This is a genomic window from Cupriavidus sp. FW306-01-F10A (assembly GCF_058782785.1).
This window is the reverse complement of the sequence record NZ_JBYSYA010000010.1, coordinates 67523-84839: the sequence shown is the minus strand read 5'-3', so window position 1 is coordinate 84839 and position 17317 is coordinate 67523. Positions and strand designations below refer to the sequence as shown.

Below are 17317 nucleotides of genomic sequence, written 5' to 3'. Positions count from 1 at the left end.
CCGGGCTCAGCTTGCGTGCCTGGGCAGCGGGTGCCCCGGCATCAGGTCGTAGGGGTGCTTCCAGCCCGGCAGCGCACGGATGCGCTCGGCCCAGGCGTGGATATGCGGATACTCCTTGCGCCAGTGCACGGCGATCTCGTCGTCGAAGAAGACGTAGCCCGCCAGCGAGAAGTCCGCGATGGTGACGCGCTCGCCCAGCAGGAACGCTCGCCCGGCCAGGTGCGCATTGAGCACGTTCCACGCGCCTTCGCAGCGCGCGCGGAAGAACTCCAGCACGGCCGGGTCAGGCGACCTGGCAAAGGTGCGCATGAAACGGTAGGTGGCGGTGTAGGACGTGAACTTGTGGTTGTCGAACAGCAGCCAGCGCAGCACCTCGGCGCGCTCGGCCTCGTCGCGCGGGCCGTAGGCATCGAGGCGCGTGGCCAGCGTTTCCAGGATGGCACCGGACTGCGACAGGCGCTGGCCGCCGAACTCCAGTACCGGCACCTCGCCCATCACGTTGATGGCGCGGTATTCGGGCGTGCGGGTCTCGCCGTTGAAGAAATCGACGAAGCGCGGCTGCCACAGCTGCTGGCCGCGCTGCACGCCGACGGTTTCCAGCAGCAGCGCCACCTTGTAGGCATTGCCGGACTGGGCAAAGCAATACAGCAGGTACTCAGGCTCGTTCCGCTTCTCGATGCTCATGATGTCTCCCCGATCATGTCGCCATCCACATAGAGCCAGCGCGGTGCCTCGCCAGGCGCGCGCGGCTCGCGTACAAAGCGGCTGCGTTCGTGCAGCCGCATGGCGCGCCCGCCTACCTTGTAGCGCGCCACGAATTCCACTTCGGCATGCGCATCGTCCTGCTGCGCATGCGCCTTCACCGTGAGCCCGAGCCAGCGCGTGGCGGTATCCGGCAACAGGTCGGCCGGGCAGGTCGATGCATGCCAGGTCTGCCGCAGCCATTCCATGTCGTTCAGCACATAGGCGCTGTAGCGCGAGCGCATCAGCGCCTCGGCATTGGGCGGCAGTGCCTCGCCACGATGGAAGCGGCCGCAGCAGGCGGCATAGTCCGCGCTGCCACACGGGCACGGCACCGGTCCGGCCTTGGGCAGGCGGCCTGCCGCTTTCGCCGTCATCCCACCAGCTCCGGCAGGTCGCGCATATCGGTGAAGATGGTGCCCGCGCCGGCCTCGCGCAGCAGCGCGGCATCGTTGCGCTCGGCGTAGCCGAACACCGTCATGCCGGCGGCAACGCCCGCGGTCACGCCGGTCGGGCTGTCTTCCACCACGGCGCAGCGCCCCGGCTCAACGCCCATGGTGCGCGCGGCCAGCAGGTACACATCGGGCGCGGGCTTGCTGCGCGCCACTTCGGTGGCGGAGAAGATATGCTCGCGCTCATCCTGCTGGAACAGCTCGACCAGGCCGGTCCTGGTCAGCTGCAGCTTGACCTTGACGCGGTCCGCACCCGACGCCACGCACACCGGCATGCCGGTGGCGGCGATCTTGCCAATCGCCTCGCGCACATGGGCGACCGCGGCGACTTCCGCTTCCAGCACCGCATTGCGGCGCGCCAGCCAGGTCGACAGCCAGTTCTCGGGCAGCGGCGCGCCGCGCATGCGCTCGATCATCTCCAGCTCTTCGCGCACGGCGCGGCCGAGGAACAGGCGCGTGGAGTCTTCCAGCGAGATCTCGATGCCAAGCTCGTTCAGCATCTGGTTGAGCACGCGGTTGACGATGGGCTCGCTGTCGACGAGCACGCCGTCGCAGTCGAAGATCACGCAATCGAATCGGCCGGAATGGCCACGGGTTGCTGCAGTCATGCGGGTTTCTTTTCCTTGGTGTCCAGGCTCGGCACGGCCCGGAGTTCAGTCTGGCGGCGGCTCTTCAGGTGGGCCTCGACCTGGTCGAAGCGGTCGAAGCCCCAGAACGGCTCGCCGTCGATGATGACGAAGGGCGAGCCGAACACGCCCTTGGCCATCGCCACGTCGATCTCGGCCTTGAGCTGGTCCTTGATCTGGTAGCTGGTGGCGCCGGCATCCAGCGCCTGCACGTCCACGCCCAGCGGCTCGGCCAGCTTCATGATCTCGGCCGGCTCGGCGATATTGATGTCGTCGACGAACAGCGCGCGGTACACCGACTTGGCAAAGGCCGCGGCGATGTCGTCGCCGTGGTGGTTCTGCAGCCACAGCATGGCGCGCGCGGCGTGCGTGGTGGGCAGCGGGAAATGCGTGGGGCGCTTGTATTCGATGCCGTGGAAGCGCGCGGTGCGCTCGAAATCGCGCCACGAATAATCGCCCTTGAGCGGCAGCTGCGGCAGCGGCGAGGCGCCCGTGGTCTTGAACACCACGCCCAGCAGGATGGGATGCCAGGCGACGATGCGCCCGTACTTCTGCGCCAGGTCGTCGATGCGGGTACTGGCAAAGTAGCCGTAGGGCGAAGAGAAATCAAAGTAGAAGTCGATCGCTGCGGTCATGTCGGGGCCCTTCTTGTTGTGGTTGCCGGTACTGGGATCAGGGAAGCGTGCCGCCTTCGCGGCACACGCCCCATCGTACGCGCATCGCTAGGCCAGCGCGCGCGCGATCAGGATCTTCTGGATATCGCTGGTGCCCTCATAGATCTGGCATACGCGCACGTCGCGGTAGATGCGCTCCACCGGGAAGTCGCTGACGTAGCCGTAGCCGCCGAACACCTGGATCGCATCCGAGCACACCCGCTCTGCCATCTCGCTGGCAAAGAGCTTGGCCATGGCCGCTTCCTTCAGGCACGGGCGGCCGGCGTCGCGCAGTGCGGCGGCGTGCCACACCATCTGGCGCGCCACGTCGATGCGGGTGGCCATCTCGGCCAGGCGGAACTGCACCGCCTGATGCTGGAACAGCGGCTGGCCGAAGCTCTCGCGCTCCTTGGCATAGGCCAGCGCCGCCTCGAACGCCGCGCGCGCCATGCCGATGCTCTGCGAGGCGATGCCGATGCGCCCGCCTTCCAGTCCCGACAGCGCCATCTTGTAGCCGCCGCCCTCGTCGCCGAGCAGGTTGGCCGCCGGCACGCGGCAGTCCTCGAACAGGATCTGCGCGGTGTCCGACGAGTGCTGGCCGAGCTTGTCCTCCAGCCGCGCCACCACGTAGCCCGGGGTCGAAGTCGGCACGATGAAGGCGCTGATGCCGCGCTTGCCTGCGGCCTTGTCGGTCACGGCCAGCACGATCGCCACGTCGGCGTTCTGGCCGCTGGTGATGAACTGCTTGACGCCGTTGAGCACGTAGTGGTCGCCATCGCGTACCGCAGTGGTGCGCAGCGCCGACGCATCCGAGCCGACGTGCGGCTCGGTCAGGCAGAACGCGCCCAGCATCTCGCCGCGCGCCAGCGGCACCAGCCACTGCTGCTTCTGCGCCTCGCTGGCGAACGACATCAGCATGCTGCACACCGGGCAGTTGTTGACGCTGATGACGGTGGAGGTGCCGCCATCGCCGGCCGCGATCTCTTCCAGGATCAGCGCCAGCGACAGGTAGTCCAGTCCGGCGCCGCCATATTCCTCCGGAACCGCCACGCCGTAGGCACCCAGCGCCGCGAGTTCGCGGTGCACGTCCTTGGGGAAGGTCTTGTCGCGGTCCCACTGCGCGGCCTGCGGCGCGATCACTTCCTGCGCGAACTGGCGCACGGCGTCTCGGATCATTTCCTGTTCGGGGGTCAGCAGCATGTCGGTTCGATGCTCAGTGTGCGGGCGCGCTTACCAGGGGATGGGCGTGCCGTCGTAGTTGTGGAAGGTGCCGTTGTCGCGCCGCTTGACGCCGGCCAGCACCTGGCGCATGCCCTTGACGCTCTGCTGCACGGTCAGGTCGGCTTCCTGGCCGCCCATGTCGGTCTTGACCCAGCCCGGGTGCAGCGCGACGCAGGTGGCGTGGCGCGCATCGAGCGACACCGTGCGCAGCGCCGCATTGGCGCCGGCCTTGCTGACGCGGTACAGCCAGCTGGTGCTGTGCTCCATCGCGGTGATGCTGCCCATGCGCGAAGACAGCACCGCCAGCACGCCGCCGTGGCCGGACTGGCCCGCTTCGACATAGGGCAGCAGCAGCGGCAGCGCCATCATCGGGCCCAGCACGTTGACATGCATCACCCGGTCGAATTCCTGCGGCGTGACCGGTTGCGCGCCTTCGGTGCGGGGTCCCAGCACGCCGGCGTTGTAGATCGCCACGTCGAGGGCTTCGCCGTCGAGCTTCCAGCCCAGGCCCGCGACCGCGCCGGCATCGGACAGGTCGACCTGATGGGCTTCGGCGCCCAGCGCCTGCAATGCGCCGACGCCTTCGGGCGTACGCGCCGCCGCAATGACGCGCCAGCCGTCGGCACGGTACTGGCGTACGAATTCAAGGCCGATGCCGCGCGAGGCACCGAGGATCAGGACGGTTGGCAAGGCTGTGCTCCTTTGTCGGGCTGGCCGGAGCGCGAAATGACTCGCCCGGCCACGGGTTCAGCAAACTGCCTCTGTCTTGCTCCCTCTCCCGCTTGCGGGAGAGGGGAGAAAACAAGCGGGAAGGAGCGCGTTACAGGATCTCGATCCCCACCGCAGTCGCCTCACCCCCACCGATACACAAGCTCGCCACCCCACGCTTGCCGCCGGTCTTGCGCAATGCGCCGATCAGCGTGGTCATGATGCGCGCGCCCGAAGCGCCGATCGGGTGCCCCAGTGCGCAGGCGCCACCATGGATATTGACCTTGTCGCGCGGGATCTTGAGGTCGTGCATGGCCGCCATCGGCACCACGGCGAAGGCCTCGTTGATCTCGAACAGGTCGACGCTGTCGGTGGTCCAGTCCAGCTTGCGGTACAGCTTGGAAATCGCTTCCACCGGCGCGGTGGTGAACCAGCCCGGCGCCTGCGCGTGGGTGGTGTGGCCGAGCATGCGCGCGATCGGCTGCAGGCCGAGCTGCTTCGCGGTGGAGGCGCGCATCATCACCAGCGCCGAGGCGCCGTCGTTGATGGACGACGACGAGGCCGCCGTGATGGTGCCGTCCTTGGCAAAGGCGGGCTTGAGCGAGGGGATCTTGTCGAGCTTGATGCGGCGCGGGCCTTCGTCGGTGTCGATCACGGTGTCGCCACCCCTGCCGGACACGGTCACCGGCGCGATCTCCCAGCGGAAGTCGCCGTTCTCGGTGGCCTGCTGGGCGCGGCGCACGCTTTCCATCGCGAATTCGTCCTGCTGCTCGCGCGTAAAGCCATACTTGGCGGCGCAGTCCTCGCCGAAGGTGCCCATGGCGCGGCCCTTGTCATACGCGTCTTCCAGGCCGTCCAGCATCATGTGGTCGTAGATCATGCCGTGGCCGATGCGGTAGCCGCCGCGGCCCTTCGGTACCAGGTACGGCGCATTGGTCATGCTCTCCATGCCGCCGGCAATGGCAACATCGAACGAGCCCGCGATCAGCCCGTCGTAGACGGTCATGGCCGCGCGCATGCCCGAGCCGCACATCTTGTTGACGGTGGTGCAGCCCACGCCCAGCGGCAGGCCCGCGCCCAGCGCGGCCTGGCGCGCCGGGGCCTGGCCCTGGCCGGCCGGCAGCACGCAGCCGAACACCACTTCTTCCACCTGCTCGGGCTTCAGGCCTGCGCGCTCGACGGCGGCGCGGATGGCCACGGCGCCCAGCTGCGGCGCGGTGACGCTGGCGAATTCGCCCTGGAACGCAGCCATCGGCGTGCGGGCGGCTGAAACGATGACGATCTCTTCCATGTCGGGTCTCCTGGATCGGTGTATGAAGAAGCGGTGTGTCGGGTGCGTCCGGTCAGCGGATCGACGCCTGCGGCGGGTCGCCGTACTGGCGGTAGGCCGCGGCCAGCTGCTCATGCAGTTCGTCGTTGTTGCTGGCGGCCATGCCCAGGTCGCGCAGCAGGCCGTCGGACACGCCGTAGACCCAGCCATGCACGGTCACGGCCTGGCCGCGGGTCCAGGCGTCCTGGATCACGGTGGTCTGGCAGACGTTGTTGACCTGCTCGATCACATTGAGCTCGCACAGCCGGGTATGGGCGTCGTCCTCGCGCAGCAGCGTGCCGAGATAGGCCTCGTGCTTGTCAGCCACGTCGCGCACATGGCGCAGCCAGTTGTCGGCCAGGCCGATGCGCTCGCGCTTGAGCGCGACCTTGACACCGCCGCAGCCGTAGTGGCCCACCACGGTGATATGGCGCACCTTGAGCACCTCTACCGCGAACTGGATCACCGACAGCGCGTTCAGGTCGCTGTGCGCGATCACGTTGGCGATATTGCGGTGGACGAACACCTCGCCCGGGGCCAGGCCCAGGATCTGGTTGGCCGGCACGCGCGAATCGGAGCAGCCGATCCACAGGTACTCGGGCGCCTGCTGGTTGGCCAGGCGCATGAAAAAGGTGGGGTCCTCGGCGTTGACCCGGTCAACCCACTCGCGGTTGTTGCGGAACAGCTGGGCGATGGCGTCAGTCATGCGACCCTCCTTGCGGGACCAGGATCGGCAACGGCGCCCTGCGCGCCGCCGGCTTCGCCGTAGCGGTAAATGAATCGCTCTGAACTGTGATAGGCAAAGAAGTCATGAACATGTCCGGCCAGCAGCCGGTCCTTATGGCTCTGCCACATGGCAGGTTCGAAAAAATCCGCATGATGGCGCAGGAACGCCGCGCGCACGCGCGTGTCGCCCAGCAGGAAGGTGCGGAAGGTCTCGGGAAAGATATCGTGCGGACGCACCGTGTACCAGACCTCGCCCGACATCTCCTCTTCCTCGTTGCGCGGCTGCGGCACGTGGCGGATGTTGCAGTCGGTCAGGTACTCGATCTCGTCGTAGTCATAGAACACCACGCGCCCGTGGCGCGTGACGCCGAAGTTCTTGTACAGCATGTCTCCCGGGAAGATGTTCGCTGCGATCAGCTCCTTGACGGCGTTGCCGTATTCGATCACGCCGTGCTCGACCTGCTCGTCAGTGCCCTCCGTCAGGTAGATGTTCAGCGGCGTCATGCGGCGTTCGATATAGACGTGGCGCACCACGATCTCTTCGCCGCCGTCCTTGCCGCGCTGGTATTCGATCATCGTCGGCGCGTGCTGCTCGAACTCGCGCACCAGCGCCTCGTCGAAGCGCGAGAGCGGGAAGGCCACGTCGGAGTACTCCAGCGTATCGGCCATGCGGCCGACGCGGTCGTGCTGCTTGACCAGCTGGTACTTGGACTTGACCAGCTCGCGCGTGGTTTCCTTGGGCGCCGGGAAAAAGTCCTTGATGACCTTGAACACGTAGGGGTACGACGGCAGCGTGAACACCAGCATCACCAGCCCGCGGATGCCGGGTGCAACGATGAACTTGTCCGACGAATGCTGCAGGTGGTGCAGGAAGTCGCGGTAGAACAGGTTCTTGCCCTGCTTCTGCAGGCCCAGCGAGGTATAGATCTCGGCGCGCGGCTTGCGCGGCATGATGTCGCGCAGGAAGGTCACGTAGGCCGACGGGATCTCCATGTCGACCATGAAATAGGAGTGCGTGAACGAGAACAGGATCAGCAGCTGTTCCTTCTTCAGCAGCACCGTGTCCAGCGCCAGCTTGCCGCCGGGGCCATGCACGATCGGGATCGCCAGCGGGAAAGTGCGGTCGCCGTTCAGGATACGGCCGATGATGAAGGCCGACTTGTTGCGGAAGAACAGCGACGACAGCGTATGTACCTGGAAATTCGGCGCGATGCGCAGGTCGCCGAAATGCTCGCTGACCGCTCGCACCACGTAGCCGATGTCGCGCTGCAGGTCCTCGAACGGGGACTCCAGCTGGAAGTTGTGCACGATACGCTCGAAGCACGCGGCCATACCCTCGCGGCTGCCCGGGTAGTAGGCGCGGAAGGTCGGGCGCGTGGGCGATTCCTCGTTCTCGATGTACTCGGTCGAGATCGCCGGGCGCACGAAGATGAAATCGTTGTTGAAGTACGAGCGGTGCAGGATGCGCGTGCAGACCGAATTGAAGAAGGTCTCGGCCAGCTCGGGCTGGTGGTGGTTGGTCAGGAGGCCGATGTAGTGCAGCTTGATCTGCTGCCAGATCTCGTCCTCGATGTTCTCGGCGTCGTACTCGTCTTCCAGGATCACGCTCGATTCGCGCACGCGCTCGTTGTAGAACGCAATGCGGTCGCGCTGGATCTGCTGCAGCCCGTGCCAGTCGCCGGCCTCGAACTTCAGCTTGGCCTGGTGGCTGACCTCGCGGAACAGGCGGTAATGTTTGTCGAACCCGTCGAGCATCGTTCTCGCCACATCGAAGGCAATCTGCGAAGAGAGCAGTTTGGGGAAGTGGGACATGGGTCGACGGGGGCCGGGGAGAAAGTGCGGCGAGAGGTCTTGCGACGGGTACTGAGATTGTAATGGGGTTCGGGCGGGGGCTCCGGGTGATTTCGGCGCCCCCTTGCGCTTTACATGGTCTCGGCGAACAGCTCGCGGCCGATCAGCATGCGGCGGATTTCCGAGGTGCCGGCGCCGATCTCGTACAGCTTGGCGTCGCGCCACAGGCGGCCGGCCGGGTATTCGTTGATATAGCCGTTGCCGCCCAGGATCTGCACGGTCTCGCCCGCCATCCAGGTGGCCTTCTCGGCGGTGTACAGGATCACCGCGGCGCAGTCCTTGCGCACCTGGCGCACATGGCCGCTGCCCAGCGCGTCCAGGTTCTTGCCGACCGTGTACAGGTAGCTGCGCGCCGCCTGCAGCGTGGTGTACATATCGGCCACCTTGCCCTGGATCAGCTGGAATTCGCCGATGCTCTGGCCAAACTGCTTGCGGTCGTGGATATACGGGGTGACCACGTCCATGCACGCCTGCATGATCCCGACCGGTCCGCCGGACAGCACCGCGCGCTCATAGTCCAGCCCGCTCATCAGCACCTTGGCGCCGCCGTTCTCGGCGCCCAGGATGTTCTCGACCGGCACTTCCACGTCCTGGAACACCAGTTCGCCGGTGTGGGAGCCGCGCATGCCCAGCTTGTCCAGCTTCTGCGCCACCGAGAAGCCCTTCATGCCCTTCTCGACGATAAAGGCGGTCATGCCGCGCGCGCCCAGCTCGGGCTCGGTCTTGGCGTAGACCACCAGCACATCGCAGTCGGGGCCGTTGGTGATCCACATCTTGGTGCCGTTGAGCACGTAGCGGTCGCCCTTGAGCTCGGCGCGCAGCTTCATGCTGACCACGTCGGAGCCGGCATTGGGCTCACTCATGGCGAGCGCGCCGATCCATTCGCCCGAGACCAGCTTGGGCAGGTACCTGGCCTTCTGCGCGGCGGTGCCGTTGCGGTGGATCTGGTTCACGCACAGGTTGGAGTGCGCGCCGTAGGACAGGCCCACCGACGCCGAGGCGCGGCTGATCTCTTCCATCGCGATCATGTGCGCCAGGTAGCCCATATTGGCGCCGCCGTATTCCTCGGCCACGGTGATGCCCAGCACGCCCAGGTCGCCCATCTTCTTCCAGGCGTCCATCGGGAACTGGTCGGTGCGGTCGATCTCGGCGGCGCGCGGGGCCAGCTCGGCCTGGGCCCAGTCGCGCACGGAGTTGCGCAGCATCTCGATGTCTTCGCCCAGATCGAATTTCAGGCCTGGCAGTTCGGTCATGATGGTCTCCTGTTTGGAATCGGTATGTGTGTCGGGTTCCGGATGGATGGCCGGAGCCGTCAGTTCAGACGTGGCCCAGAGTCTTGACCACGCACAGCGTCATCAGCATGGTGGCCACCTGCTTGCGGCGGCCGTCCTGCTCGACATAGACATCGCCCTGCGCCACGATCAGCGTGCGCCCGGGCTTGAGGACCCGCCCCACCGCCACCAGGCGTTCGCCCTGGGCGGGGGACAGCAGGTTGATCTTGTACTCGGCGGTCAGGCCCGCCTCATCTTCGCCCACCATCGTGAGCGCGGCATAGCCGCAGGCGCTGTCGGCCAGCGCGCCCACCGCACCGCCGTGGAAGAAGCCGTGCTGCTGGGTCACGCCGTCGGACCACGGCATCGCCAGCTCGACCTCGCCGCGCTCCACCCGCCGCAGGGTCGCGCCAAAGGTGGCCATCAGCCCCTGGCGGGAAAAGCTGGTGGCGATGGCGTCGGCGCGCGCGGCGGACAGCGATCCTGGTTCAGCGGGTACGGCACTGGCGTTGGATGACGTCATGGCGGAGTTCCGGTGTGAAAACGTTGGGTCGCCGGCAGCAACAGGCTGCGCGCGCTGTCCGGGTATTCTATTGACGTTTACGTAAACGTCAATCCCATCCGGCACGGATGCCGGTGGAAGTGGCGCTTCAGGCGGCCGAGGTCCGGGCCGGCGCATCGCCGCCTTCCGTGGCCGGCTGCTGCTTGCCGGTCTGGGCGGCCAGCAAGGCCCTGCACTGGCGCTCATGCTGGTCGATCTCGGCCAGTTGTGCCTGCAGGTCTTCCATCTGCCGCTCCAGTGTGCGCCGGTGCGCCGCGAGCGAGTGCAGAAAGCGCTCCAGCTGCGGGGCTGTGTCGCGTGGTGACTCGTAGAGGTCAAGGATCTCGCGGATCTCATTGAGAGTAAGCCCCAACCTCTTGCCGCGCAGCGTCAGTTTCAGCCGGGTCCGTTCACGGCCGTTGTAGACACGCTTGCGCCCGCCCGGCCCTTCGCGCTCCGGCGACAGCAGGCCCTGGTCCTCGTAGAAACGGATGGCCCGGGGCGTGATGTCGAATTCACGCGCAAGGTCGGTGATGGTGTAAGTGGCGGAAGCCGCCGCTGGCGTCGCTGACATAGCCTGCCCAAAGAAAGTGAACGGTCGTTCGTTGTGAAGTCAAGTTTTCGCTTAAGATGGAAACGAACCCGTATGATTGACGTTTACGTTAGCGTCAACCAGATCGGCTGGCAACCGGTGCTTGCACGCCCCTGCTCGATGCTTGGCGTGCCGGCAGAACGAGAAAGCCCGCGCCCCGCGCCAGGCTTCGACCACGAGACTCCTCATGAACGCACTCGAACACCAGCTCCAATACCCGTTCGGCGATACCATGCCCGAGCCCGGCTCCAAGCAGGAAGTCGCCCCCGGCGTCTACTGGCTGCGCATGCCGCTGCCGTTCGCGCTCGACCATATCAACCTGTGGCTGCTGCGCGACCGCCTGGACGGCCGCGACGGCTGGACCATCATCGACTGCGGCATCACCAACGACATCATCAAGGGCCACTGGGAAACCATCTTCGCCAATGAGCTGGAAGGCCTGCCAGTGGTGCGCGTGCTGGTGACGCACAGCCACCCCGACCATGTCGGCCTGGCGCACTGGCTGTGCAAGCGCTTCGGCGTGCGGCTGTGGATGAGCCTGGGCGACTACATGAGCGCGCGCGTGATGGGCAGCGGCACCGGTGCCGGCTCCAGCGCGGGCGGCGACGCCGCCGCCGCGCACTTCGCGCTGCACGGCCTGACCGATGCCGACAGCCAGGAAAAGCTGCGCGCGCGCAAGACCTACTACCCGTCGCTGGTGCCGGACCTGCCGGCGCAGTACCGCCGCATGATGGAGGGCGACACGGTGCGGATCGGCACCGATGCGGCGACCTCGGCCTGGCGCGTGATCACCGGCTTCGGCCATTCGCCCGAGCACGTGGCGCTGTACAACGCCGCCACCAATGTGCTGATCTCCGGCGACATGGTGCTGCCGCGCATCTCGACCAATGTCAGCGTGTTCGACATGGAGCCCGAAGGCAATTCGCTGCAGCTCTACCTGGATTCGCTCGGCAAGTACGAACCGCTGCCGCAGGACGTGCTGATCCTGCCCTCGCATGGCCGCCCCTTCCGCAACCTGCATACCCGCATCATGCAGCTGCGCGAGCACCATGCCGACCGCCTCGCCGAAACGCTCGAAGCCTGCGGCGAGAAGGCCTGCAGCGCGCACGACATCGTCAGCGTGATCTTCAAGCGCCAGTTCGACATCCACCAGATGACCTTCGCCATGGGCGAGTCGCTGGCCCACCTGCACTGCCTGTGGCACCGCGGCGAGCTGGCGCGGGAAACCGGCGACGACGGCGTGATCCGCTTCCGCGCGGCCTGACTGGCTTAGTTGGCGGCCGCCAGCGCCGCCAGGTAGCGCACCCCGTCGACGGCGCGGCTGCCGTACCAGGACAGCATCTCGCCGTCGACCAGCAGCACCGGCTTGCCAAGCTGGCGCTCGAGCGCGTCGGCGTGGTCTTCGGTGAAGCGGTAGGGCTCGGTCGACAGCAGCACCAGGTCGAGCTCGCGCACCAGCGCGTCACTCCAGCGGAAGGTGGGATAGCGCTCGCCGGGCGCGTTGGGGCGGCTGCAGTCGCCGCCCGCGCAGGCCTGCAATGCGGCACTGCCCTCGGGCCAGGTGTGCCAGTTGGCCAATGCCAGCATGCGGCTGATATAGGTATCGCGCGACACCGTCATCCACGGGTCCTGCCAGATCGCATACAGCACGCGGCGCGCCGGCCACGGGCGCACTCGGATCGCGTCCAGCTGCACCTGCAGCGCCATGCACAGCGCCTCGGCCTCGGCGTGGCAGCCGAAGATCCCGCCCAGCAGCTGGTACAGCCCCAGGTTGTCTTCCGGCGCGCACGGATGGGTGACGATGACATTGGGCACGAATGCGCGGATCTCGTCCACGGTCTCGCGCCGGTTCTCATCGATATTGACCACCACGTGCGTGGGCGCCAGCTCGCGCAGCCGCGCCACGTTCACGTCCTTGGTGCCGCCCACCTTGGGCACCGCGCGCACGGCCGGTTCCGGGTGGATGCAGAAGCCGGTGCGCGCCACCATCTGCCGGGCCATCCCGAGCGCGAACAGCAACTCCGTCACCGACGGCACCAGCGACGCGATCCGCACCACCCCGCTGGCGGCGGCATGCTGCTGGCCGATGGCGTCGCGCCACATGGTCAGGGCTCCTGCGGCGGGTCGGCGCGCCGCGGCTTGCGCGGCGCGCCCGCGGCCAGCGCATCGTAGAGCCAGCGCGGCATCACGTGCAGCAGCGCCGCCACCACGCCCATCGGCCACGGAATCACGCGGAACCGCCGTCCTGCCGCGATTACCCGCACGGCCTTGCGCGCGAACACGTCGGCATCGGTCAGGAACGGCATGCGGTACGGGTTGTGCGCGGTCATCGGCGTGCGGATATAGCCGGGCGCGATCGTGACCACGCGGATGCCGTGCGCGCGCTGCTCCAGCCGCAGGCTTTCCAGCAGCTTGATCACCGCCGACTTGGACGCGCTGTAGGCGCCCGCGCCCGGCAGCCCGCGCACGCCGGCGACGCTGGCAATGCCCACCAGCGTGCCGCGGCGCCCGAAGTGGCCGGGCTCGCGCGCCTGCATCGCATGCATGAACGGCTGGAAGGTGGTCAGCACGCCAAACCAGTTGGTATCCATCACCTGGCGGAAGGCGTCGAGGTCCTCGCGCTCGCTGGCGACGGTGCCGACCGAGACCCCGGCATTGGCGATCACCACGTCCGGGCAGCCGAAATGGCCGACGAAGTCTTCAGCGGCACGCGCCATGGCGTCGGCATCGCGCACATCGGCGCCGTAGACGCGCACCGCGCCCGGGTTGGGCAGCGTGGCGACAAACTCGCGCAGCGCGTCCTCGCGGCGCGCCACCAGCCCGAGGATGGCGCCTTGCGACGCGTATTCGCGCGCGAGAGCCTGGCCCAGGCCGCTGGAGGCGCCGGTGAGGAAGACTTTGAGGGGACGCATGAAGGCAGGGTTGCAGTCTGAAATAAAAAACGGCTGGTACAGGATACCAGCCGTTTGGCTTGCTACAGGTGTTGGATAACCCTCGGCTTGCGAAGGTCGCCAGCAGATTACATCTTCTTCGCCTTAACCTGATCCACCAGGTAATCCATGGTCTGGATCGCGCCCTGCTTGTTGCCGGCAATCGACGGCGAGGTCACGTACTTGCCCTGCACCACCACGGTCGGCACGCCGTCGATCTTGTAGGCGTCGGCGATCTTGTTGGCGCGCTGCGAGTTGGTGGTCACCGTGAACGAGTTGTAGGCATCCAGGAAGGCCTTGCGGTCCACGCCGTTCTTGGCCATGAATTCGGCGATCTCGTTGGGGTCCGTCATGCGCTTGCGGTCCACGTGGATGGCGTTGAAGACCTTGTTGTGCATGGCGTCGAGCTTGCCGATGGCTTCCAGCGCATAGAAGATCTTGGTGTGCGGCAGCAGGTCGTCACGGAACGCGACCGGCACGCGCTTGAAGACCACGTTGCCGCCCTGCTTCTTGACCCAGGCTTCCAGGTCCGGCTCGAAATCGTAGCAGTGCGGGCAGCCGTACCAGAAGAACTCGGTCACCTCGATCTTGCCCGCAGCGACCGGCTGGGCCGCCTTCAGGACCTGGTATTCCTTGCCCTCGGCGGGCGCCGCCCGGGACGGGGCGGACATCAGCAGGCCGCCCACGGCGGCGAACATGGCGAACAGTGCGGCGAGTTTTTTCATCTTGGTGCGGCCTTGCGGTTGGACGATGAGCGTATGACAGCGGCGGCGGCGTCCGGTTCAGCGAAACGCCGGCTGCTTCTGGTGACAACGTGTTGCGGCGGTTACCGGCGATTACTGCCAGTGCCGCCGGACACGACCGGAATAACGCCTGACCCTGCGGTCCGGCTTACTGCTTGGTGAAGCGGATCACCGAGGCCTCGAAGCCGGACGACTGCAGCCGGTCGCGTGCCTTGTTCATGTCTTCGATGCGGTTGAACGGCCCCAGGCGCACCCGGTACATCTTGACGCCGTTGACATCGCGTTCGGTGATCCGGGCTTCGAAGCCCTGCATCGCCAGGTTGGCCTTCTGGCGGTCGGCGTCGTCCGATGAGCGGAACGCGCCCACCTGCAGCAGGTAGCCCACCTTGTTGGCATCGGCCTGGGCGATCTCGGCGATCGGGTCGGCCACCGGCTTCTCGGCCGGCTTGCTGGCGACAGGCTTGTCAGCCGGCTTCTCCACGGGCTTTTCCACCGGCTTCTCGGCCGGACGGGCGACGGCCACCGGGGGTTGCTGGCCGTTCTGGCCGTTCTGCTTCGGTTCCGGCTCGGGCGCCTGGCCCACCGGCTTGGCCGGGGTCTTGCTCCACAGCGGCTTGTTGGGGTCGCTCGGGCCCTCGTCGGCGCGCTGGGCCGGCGGCGGCAGCTGGCTGGTGACATTGCCCGGCTCGCTCGGGCGCGGGGCACTCTTCTGCTGGAACGGGGTCGGCGACTTGGTGATGTACAGGGCGACCACCACGGCGATGGCCAGCCCGACGATCAGCCCGAGCACCAGGCCCAGGAACGTACCGCCGCGTTGCTGGTTGCGGCGGACATGGCGCGACTCGCGCTTGCGTTGCTGTTGCATGAAGTCCTCTTCGGTGATGCCGGGATTATAGGGCCAGCGCCGCCAACGGCAGCACTGGCATCGTCCCCGGGGCCGGATGGCCCCGTACCCCCGCGGGGGGCGCCGGACGCCTGCTTACATGCGGCGCGGGGCGGACACGCCGATCACCGCCAGGCCATTGCGCAGCACCTGGCGCGTGGCGGCCAGCAGCGCCAGCCGGGCGCGCTTGACGGCCTCGTCGTCAACCAGCACGCGGTCGGCGTTGTAGAAGGCGTGGAAGTCGCCGGCCAGGTCGCGCAGGTAGAAGGCGACCGCATGCGGCGCCAGCTCGGCGGCGGCGCCCGACAGCATGTCCGGGAACTCGGCCAGACGGCGGCCCAGCGCCTGCGCCTGGGCGCTGGCTTCGGGTCCGGTCACGGCGGACAGGTCGGCGCCGGCCAGCTCGGCCAGGCGGGCTTCCCAGTCCGCGCCGCCCCACGACTCGAAGATCGAGCAGATGCGGGCGTGGGCGTACTGCACGTAGTACACCGGGTTCTCGTCGTTCTGCTTGAGCGCCAGGTCGACATCGAACACGAACTCGGTATCGGCCTTGCGCGACAGCAGGAAGAAGCGCACCGCGTCGCGGCCGCGGGTGAAGTGCTGCGGCCAGTCGGCCACGCCGGTATCCAGGCAGCCGCGGATGGTCTCGTCGCCGCCGTTGGACCATTCGATCAGGTCGCGCACGGTGACATAGGAGCCGGCGCGCTTGGAGATCTTGACCTCCTCGCCGTTCTTCATCACGGTGACCATCTTGTGCAGCACGTAGTCGGGGTAGCCCTGCGGGATGCCCATGTCCAGGCCCTGCAGGCCGGCGCGCACGCGTGCGATGGTGCCGTGGTGGTCGCTGCCCTGCACGTTGATGACCTTGGTGAAGCCGCGCTCCCACTTGGTGGTGTGGTAAGCGACGTCCGGCACGAAGTACGTATAGGTGCCGTCGCTCTTCTTCATCACGCGGTCCTTGTCGTCGCCGTCGTCGGTGGTGCGCAGCCACAGCGCGCCCTCGCTCTCGTAGGTCTTGCCCTTGCCGACCAGCGACTGCACCGCGGCTTCGACGCGGCCGTCGCTGTACAGCGACGACTCCAGGTAATAGCGGTCGAACTTGACGCCGAAGGCCTGCAGGTCGATGTCCTGCTCGTTGCGCAGGTAGGTGACGGCAAACTTGCGGATCGAGTCGATGTCCTCGACGTTGCCCGACGCGGTCACGGGCTCGCCGTCAGAAGCGCTGACGGTCTTGCCGGCCAGGAAGTCGGCGGCGATGTCGGCGATGTAGTCGCCGTTGTAGGCGGCCTCGGGCCAGCTGGCGTCGCCGGGCTTGAGGCCGCGCGCGCGCGCCTGCACCGACAGCGCCAGGGTCTGGATCTGCACGCCGGCGTCGTTGTAGTAGAACTCGCGGTGCACGTGCCAGCCCTGCCACGACAGCAGGTTGGCCAGCGCGTCGCCCAGTGCCGCCTGGCGGCCATGGCCGACGTGCAGCGGGCCGGTCGGGTTGGCCGAGACGAACTCCACCAGCACCTGGCCGTGCACGCCGCGCTCGCGCGCGCCGTAGTGGTCGCCCTCGGCCAGCACCGCGCGCAGCACGTCGGCCTTGGCGGCCGGGGTCAGGCGCAGGTTGATGAAGCCGGGGCCGGCAATCTCCATGGCCTGGACCAGGCCCTGCGCGCGCGCGTCGGCCTGCACGGCATCGACGATGCGCTGGGCCAGCTCGCGCGGGTTGCTCTTGAGCGCGCGCGCGACCTGCATGGCGACGTTGCAGGCAAGGTCGCCGTGGGCGGCCACCTTGGGCCGCTCGAAGGTGACGGCGGGCAGGGTGGCATCGGCCGGGGCGAGCGCGCGCACCGCATCAGTGAACGCGGCGGCAAGATTGGAGGTCTGAACAGGCAGCATGGATGTCGGAAGCCCTGTGGGCAAGGTATTCAGGCACCGCCTTGGGCGGCGCCGTCGCCCGGAAGGCGGCAAGTGACGGCAAAGGAACAGTGAACGCCGCGCCGCGCCGCGTGACAGGCATTGGAATCGGGAACGCCGAATTTTATCAGGTGCTATGCTGACATCATGCGCGAGGATGGCCCCGGG

Annotated in this window: 18 protein-coding genes; 1 reads left to right on the top strand and 17 read right to left on the bottom strand. The window is 67.3% G+C overall.

What is annotated here, in order from left to right:
* Positions 1-6: 6 nt before the first annotated feature.
* The 12 genes from AC3WLF_RS16410 to AC3WLF_RS16355 form a co-directional block, all read right to left on the bottom strand.
* Positions 7-684 carry a glutathione S-transferase family protein gene (locus tag AC3WLF_RS16410; RefSeq protein ID WP_492358506.1) on the bottom strand — a complete coding sequence of 226 codons (678 nt, stop codon included), beginning with the start codon at positions 682-684 and terminating at the stop codon, positions 7-9.
* Entirely contained in the window at positions 681-1118 is a 438-nt protein-coding gene (locus tag AC3WLF_RS16405; RefSeq protein WP_010813263.1) for a YchJ family protein, read from the bottom strand. Before AC3WLF_RS16405 ends, AC3WLF_RS16410 begins: the two co-directional genes overlap by 4 nt.
* Positions 1115-1801 carry an HAD family hydrolase gene (locus tag AC3WLF_RS16400; protein ID WP_492320750.1) on the bottom strand — a complete coding sequence of 229 codons (687 nt, stop codon included), beginning with the start codon at positions 1799-1801 and terminating at the stop codon, positions 1115-1117. The genes AC3WLF_RS16405 and AC3WLF_RS16400 overlap by 4 nt, the downstream gene beginning before the upstream one ends.
* The gene (locus AC3WLF_RS16395; protein ID WP_010813261.1) at positions 1798-2454 is read right to left on the bottom strand and encodes a 2-hydroxychromene-2-carboxylate isomerase; all 657 of its coding nucleotides are present in this window, start codon (positions 2452-2454) and stop codon (positions 1798-1800) included. The genes AC3WLF_RS16400 and AC3WLF_RS16395 overlap by 4 nt, the downstream gene beginning before the upstream one ends.
* An 87-nt stretch (positions 2455-2541) precedes the next feature.
* On the bottom strand, positions 2542-3672 hold the full coding sequence (locus AC3WLF_RS16390; RefSeq protein ID WP_058698937.1) for an acyl-CoA dehydrogenase family protein: 1131 nt from the start codon (positions 3670-3672) through the stop codon (positions 2542-2544).
* A gap of 30 nt (positions 3673-3702) precedes the next feature.
* The gene (locus tag AC3WLF_RS16385) at positions 3703-4383 is read right to left on the bottom strand and encodes an SDR family oxidoreductase (protein WP_492358505.1); all 681 of its coding nucleotides are present in this window, start codon (positions 4381-4383) and stop codon (positions 3703-3705) included.
* Positions 4384-4513: 130 nt separating this feature from the next.
* Complete coding sequence (locus tag AC3WLF_RS16380) at positions 4514-5692, bottom strand: acetyl-CoA C-acetyltransferase (RefSeq protein WP_492320753.1); 1179 nt, start codon at positions 5690-5692, stop codon at positions 4514-4516.
* Positions 5693-5744: 52 nt separating this feature from the next.
* Positions 5745-6416, bottom strand: a complete 672-nt coding sequence (can, locus tag AC3WLF_RS16375; protein WP_492320754.1) for a carbonate dehydratase — start codon at positions 6414-6416, stop codon at positions 5745-5747.
* Positions 6413-8248, bottom strand: a complete 1836-nt coding sequence (aceK, locus tag AC3WLF_RS16370) for a bifunctional isocitrate dehydrogenase kinase/phosphatase (RefSeq protein WP_492358504.1) — start codon at positions 8246-8248, stop codon at positions 6413-6415. The genes can and aceK overlap by 4 nt, the downstream gene beginning before the upstream one ends.
* Positions 8249-8358: 110 nt before the next feature.
* A complete protein-coding gene (locus tag AC3WLF_RS16365; RefSeq protein WP_492320756.1) occupies positions 8359-9540 on the bottom strand; it encodes an isovaleryl-CoA dehydrogenase in 1182 nt (393 codons plus the stop codon).
* A 64-nt stretch (positions 9541-9604) separates the two neighbouring features.
* Positions 9605-10081 (bottom strand): PaaI family thioesterase, encoded by a 477-nt coding sequence (locus tag AC3WLF_RS16360; protein ID WP_492352921.1) that lies wholly within the window; start codon positions 10079-10081, stop codon positions 9605-9607.
* 127 nt (positions 10082-10208) lie between these two features.
* Positions 10209-10673 carry a MerR family transcriptional regulator gene (locus AC3WLF_RS16355; protein WP_492320758.1) on the bottom strand — a complete coding sequence of 155 codons (465 nt, stop codon included), beginning with the start codon at positions 10671-10673 and terminating at the stop codon, positions 10209-10211.
* Between the two features lie 205 nt (positions 10674-10878).
* Here AC3WLF_RS16355 and AC3WLF_RS16350 point away from each other — a divergent pair, with 205 nt between their 5' ends.
* On the top strand, positions 10879-11955 hold the full coding sequence (locus AC3WLF_RS16350; RefSeq protein ID WP_492320759.1) for an MBL fold metallo-hydrolase: 1077 nt from the start codon (positions 10879-10881) through the stop codon (positions 11953-11955).
* Positions 11956-11960: 5 nt separating this feature from the next.
* Here the strand turns inward: AC3WLF_RS16350 and AC3WLF_RS16345 are convergent, their stop codons facing one another.
* The 5 genes from AC3WLF_RS16345 to argS all read right to left on the bottom strand — a co-directional run bounded on the left by AC3WLF_RS16345 (position 11961) and on the right by argS (position 17131).
* Positions 11961-12794, bottom strand: coding sequence for a helical backbone metal receptor (locus AC3WLF_RS16345; protein WP_492358503.1), 834 nt, complete (start codon positions 12792-12794; stop codon positions 11961-11963).
* Between the two features lie 2 nt (positions 12795-12796).
* Positions 12797-13603, bottom strand: coding sequence for an SDR family oxidoreductase (locus AC3WLF_RS16340; RefSeq protein WP_492320761.1), 807 nt, complete (start codon positions 13601-13603; stop codon positions 12797-12799).
* A 107-nt stretch (positions 13604-13710) separates the two neighbouring features.
* Entirely contained in the window at positions 13711-14346 is a 636-nt protein-coding gene (locus tag AC3WLF_RS16335; protein ID WP_492352923.1) for a thiol:disulfide interchange protein DsbA/DsbL, read from the bottom strand.
* A 166-nt stretch (positions 14347-14512) separates the two neighbouring features.
* Positions 14513-15229, bottom strand: a complete 717-nt coding sequence (locus tag AC3WLF_RS16330) for an SPOR domain-containing protein (RefSeq protein WP_340527080.1) — start codon at positions 15227-15229, stop codon at positions 14513-14515.
* A gap of 114 nt (positions 15230-15343) precedes the next feature.
* Positions 15344-17131, bottom strand: a complete 1788-nt coding sequence (argS, locus tag AC3WLF_RS16325) for an arginine--tRNA ligase (RefSeq protein WP_492358502.1) — start codon at positions 17129-17131, stop codon at positions 15344-15346.
* Positions 17132-17317 lie beyond the last annotated feature (186 nt).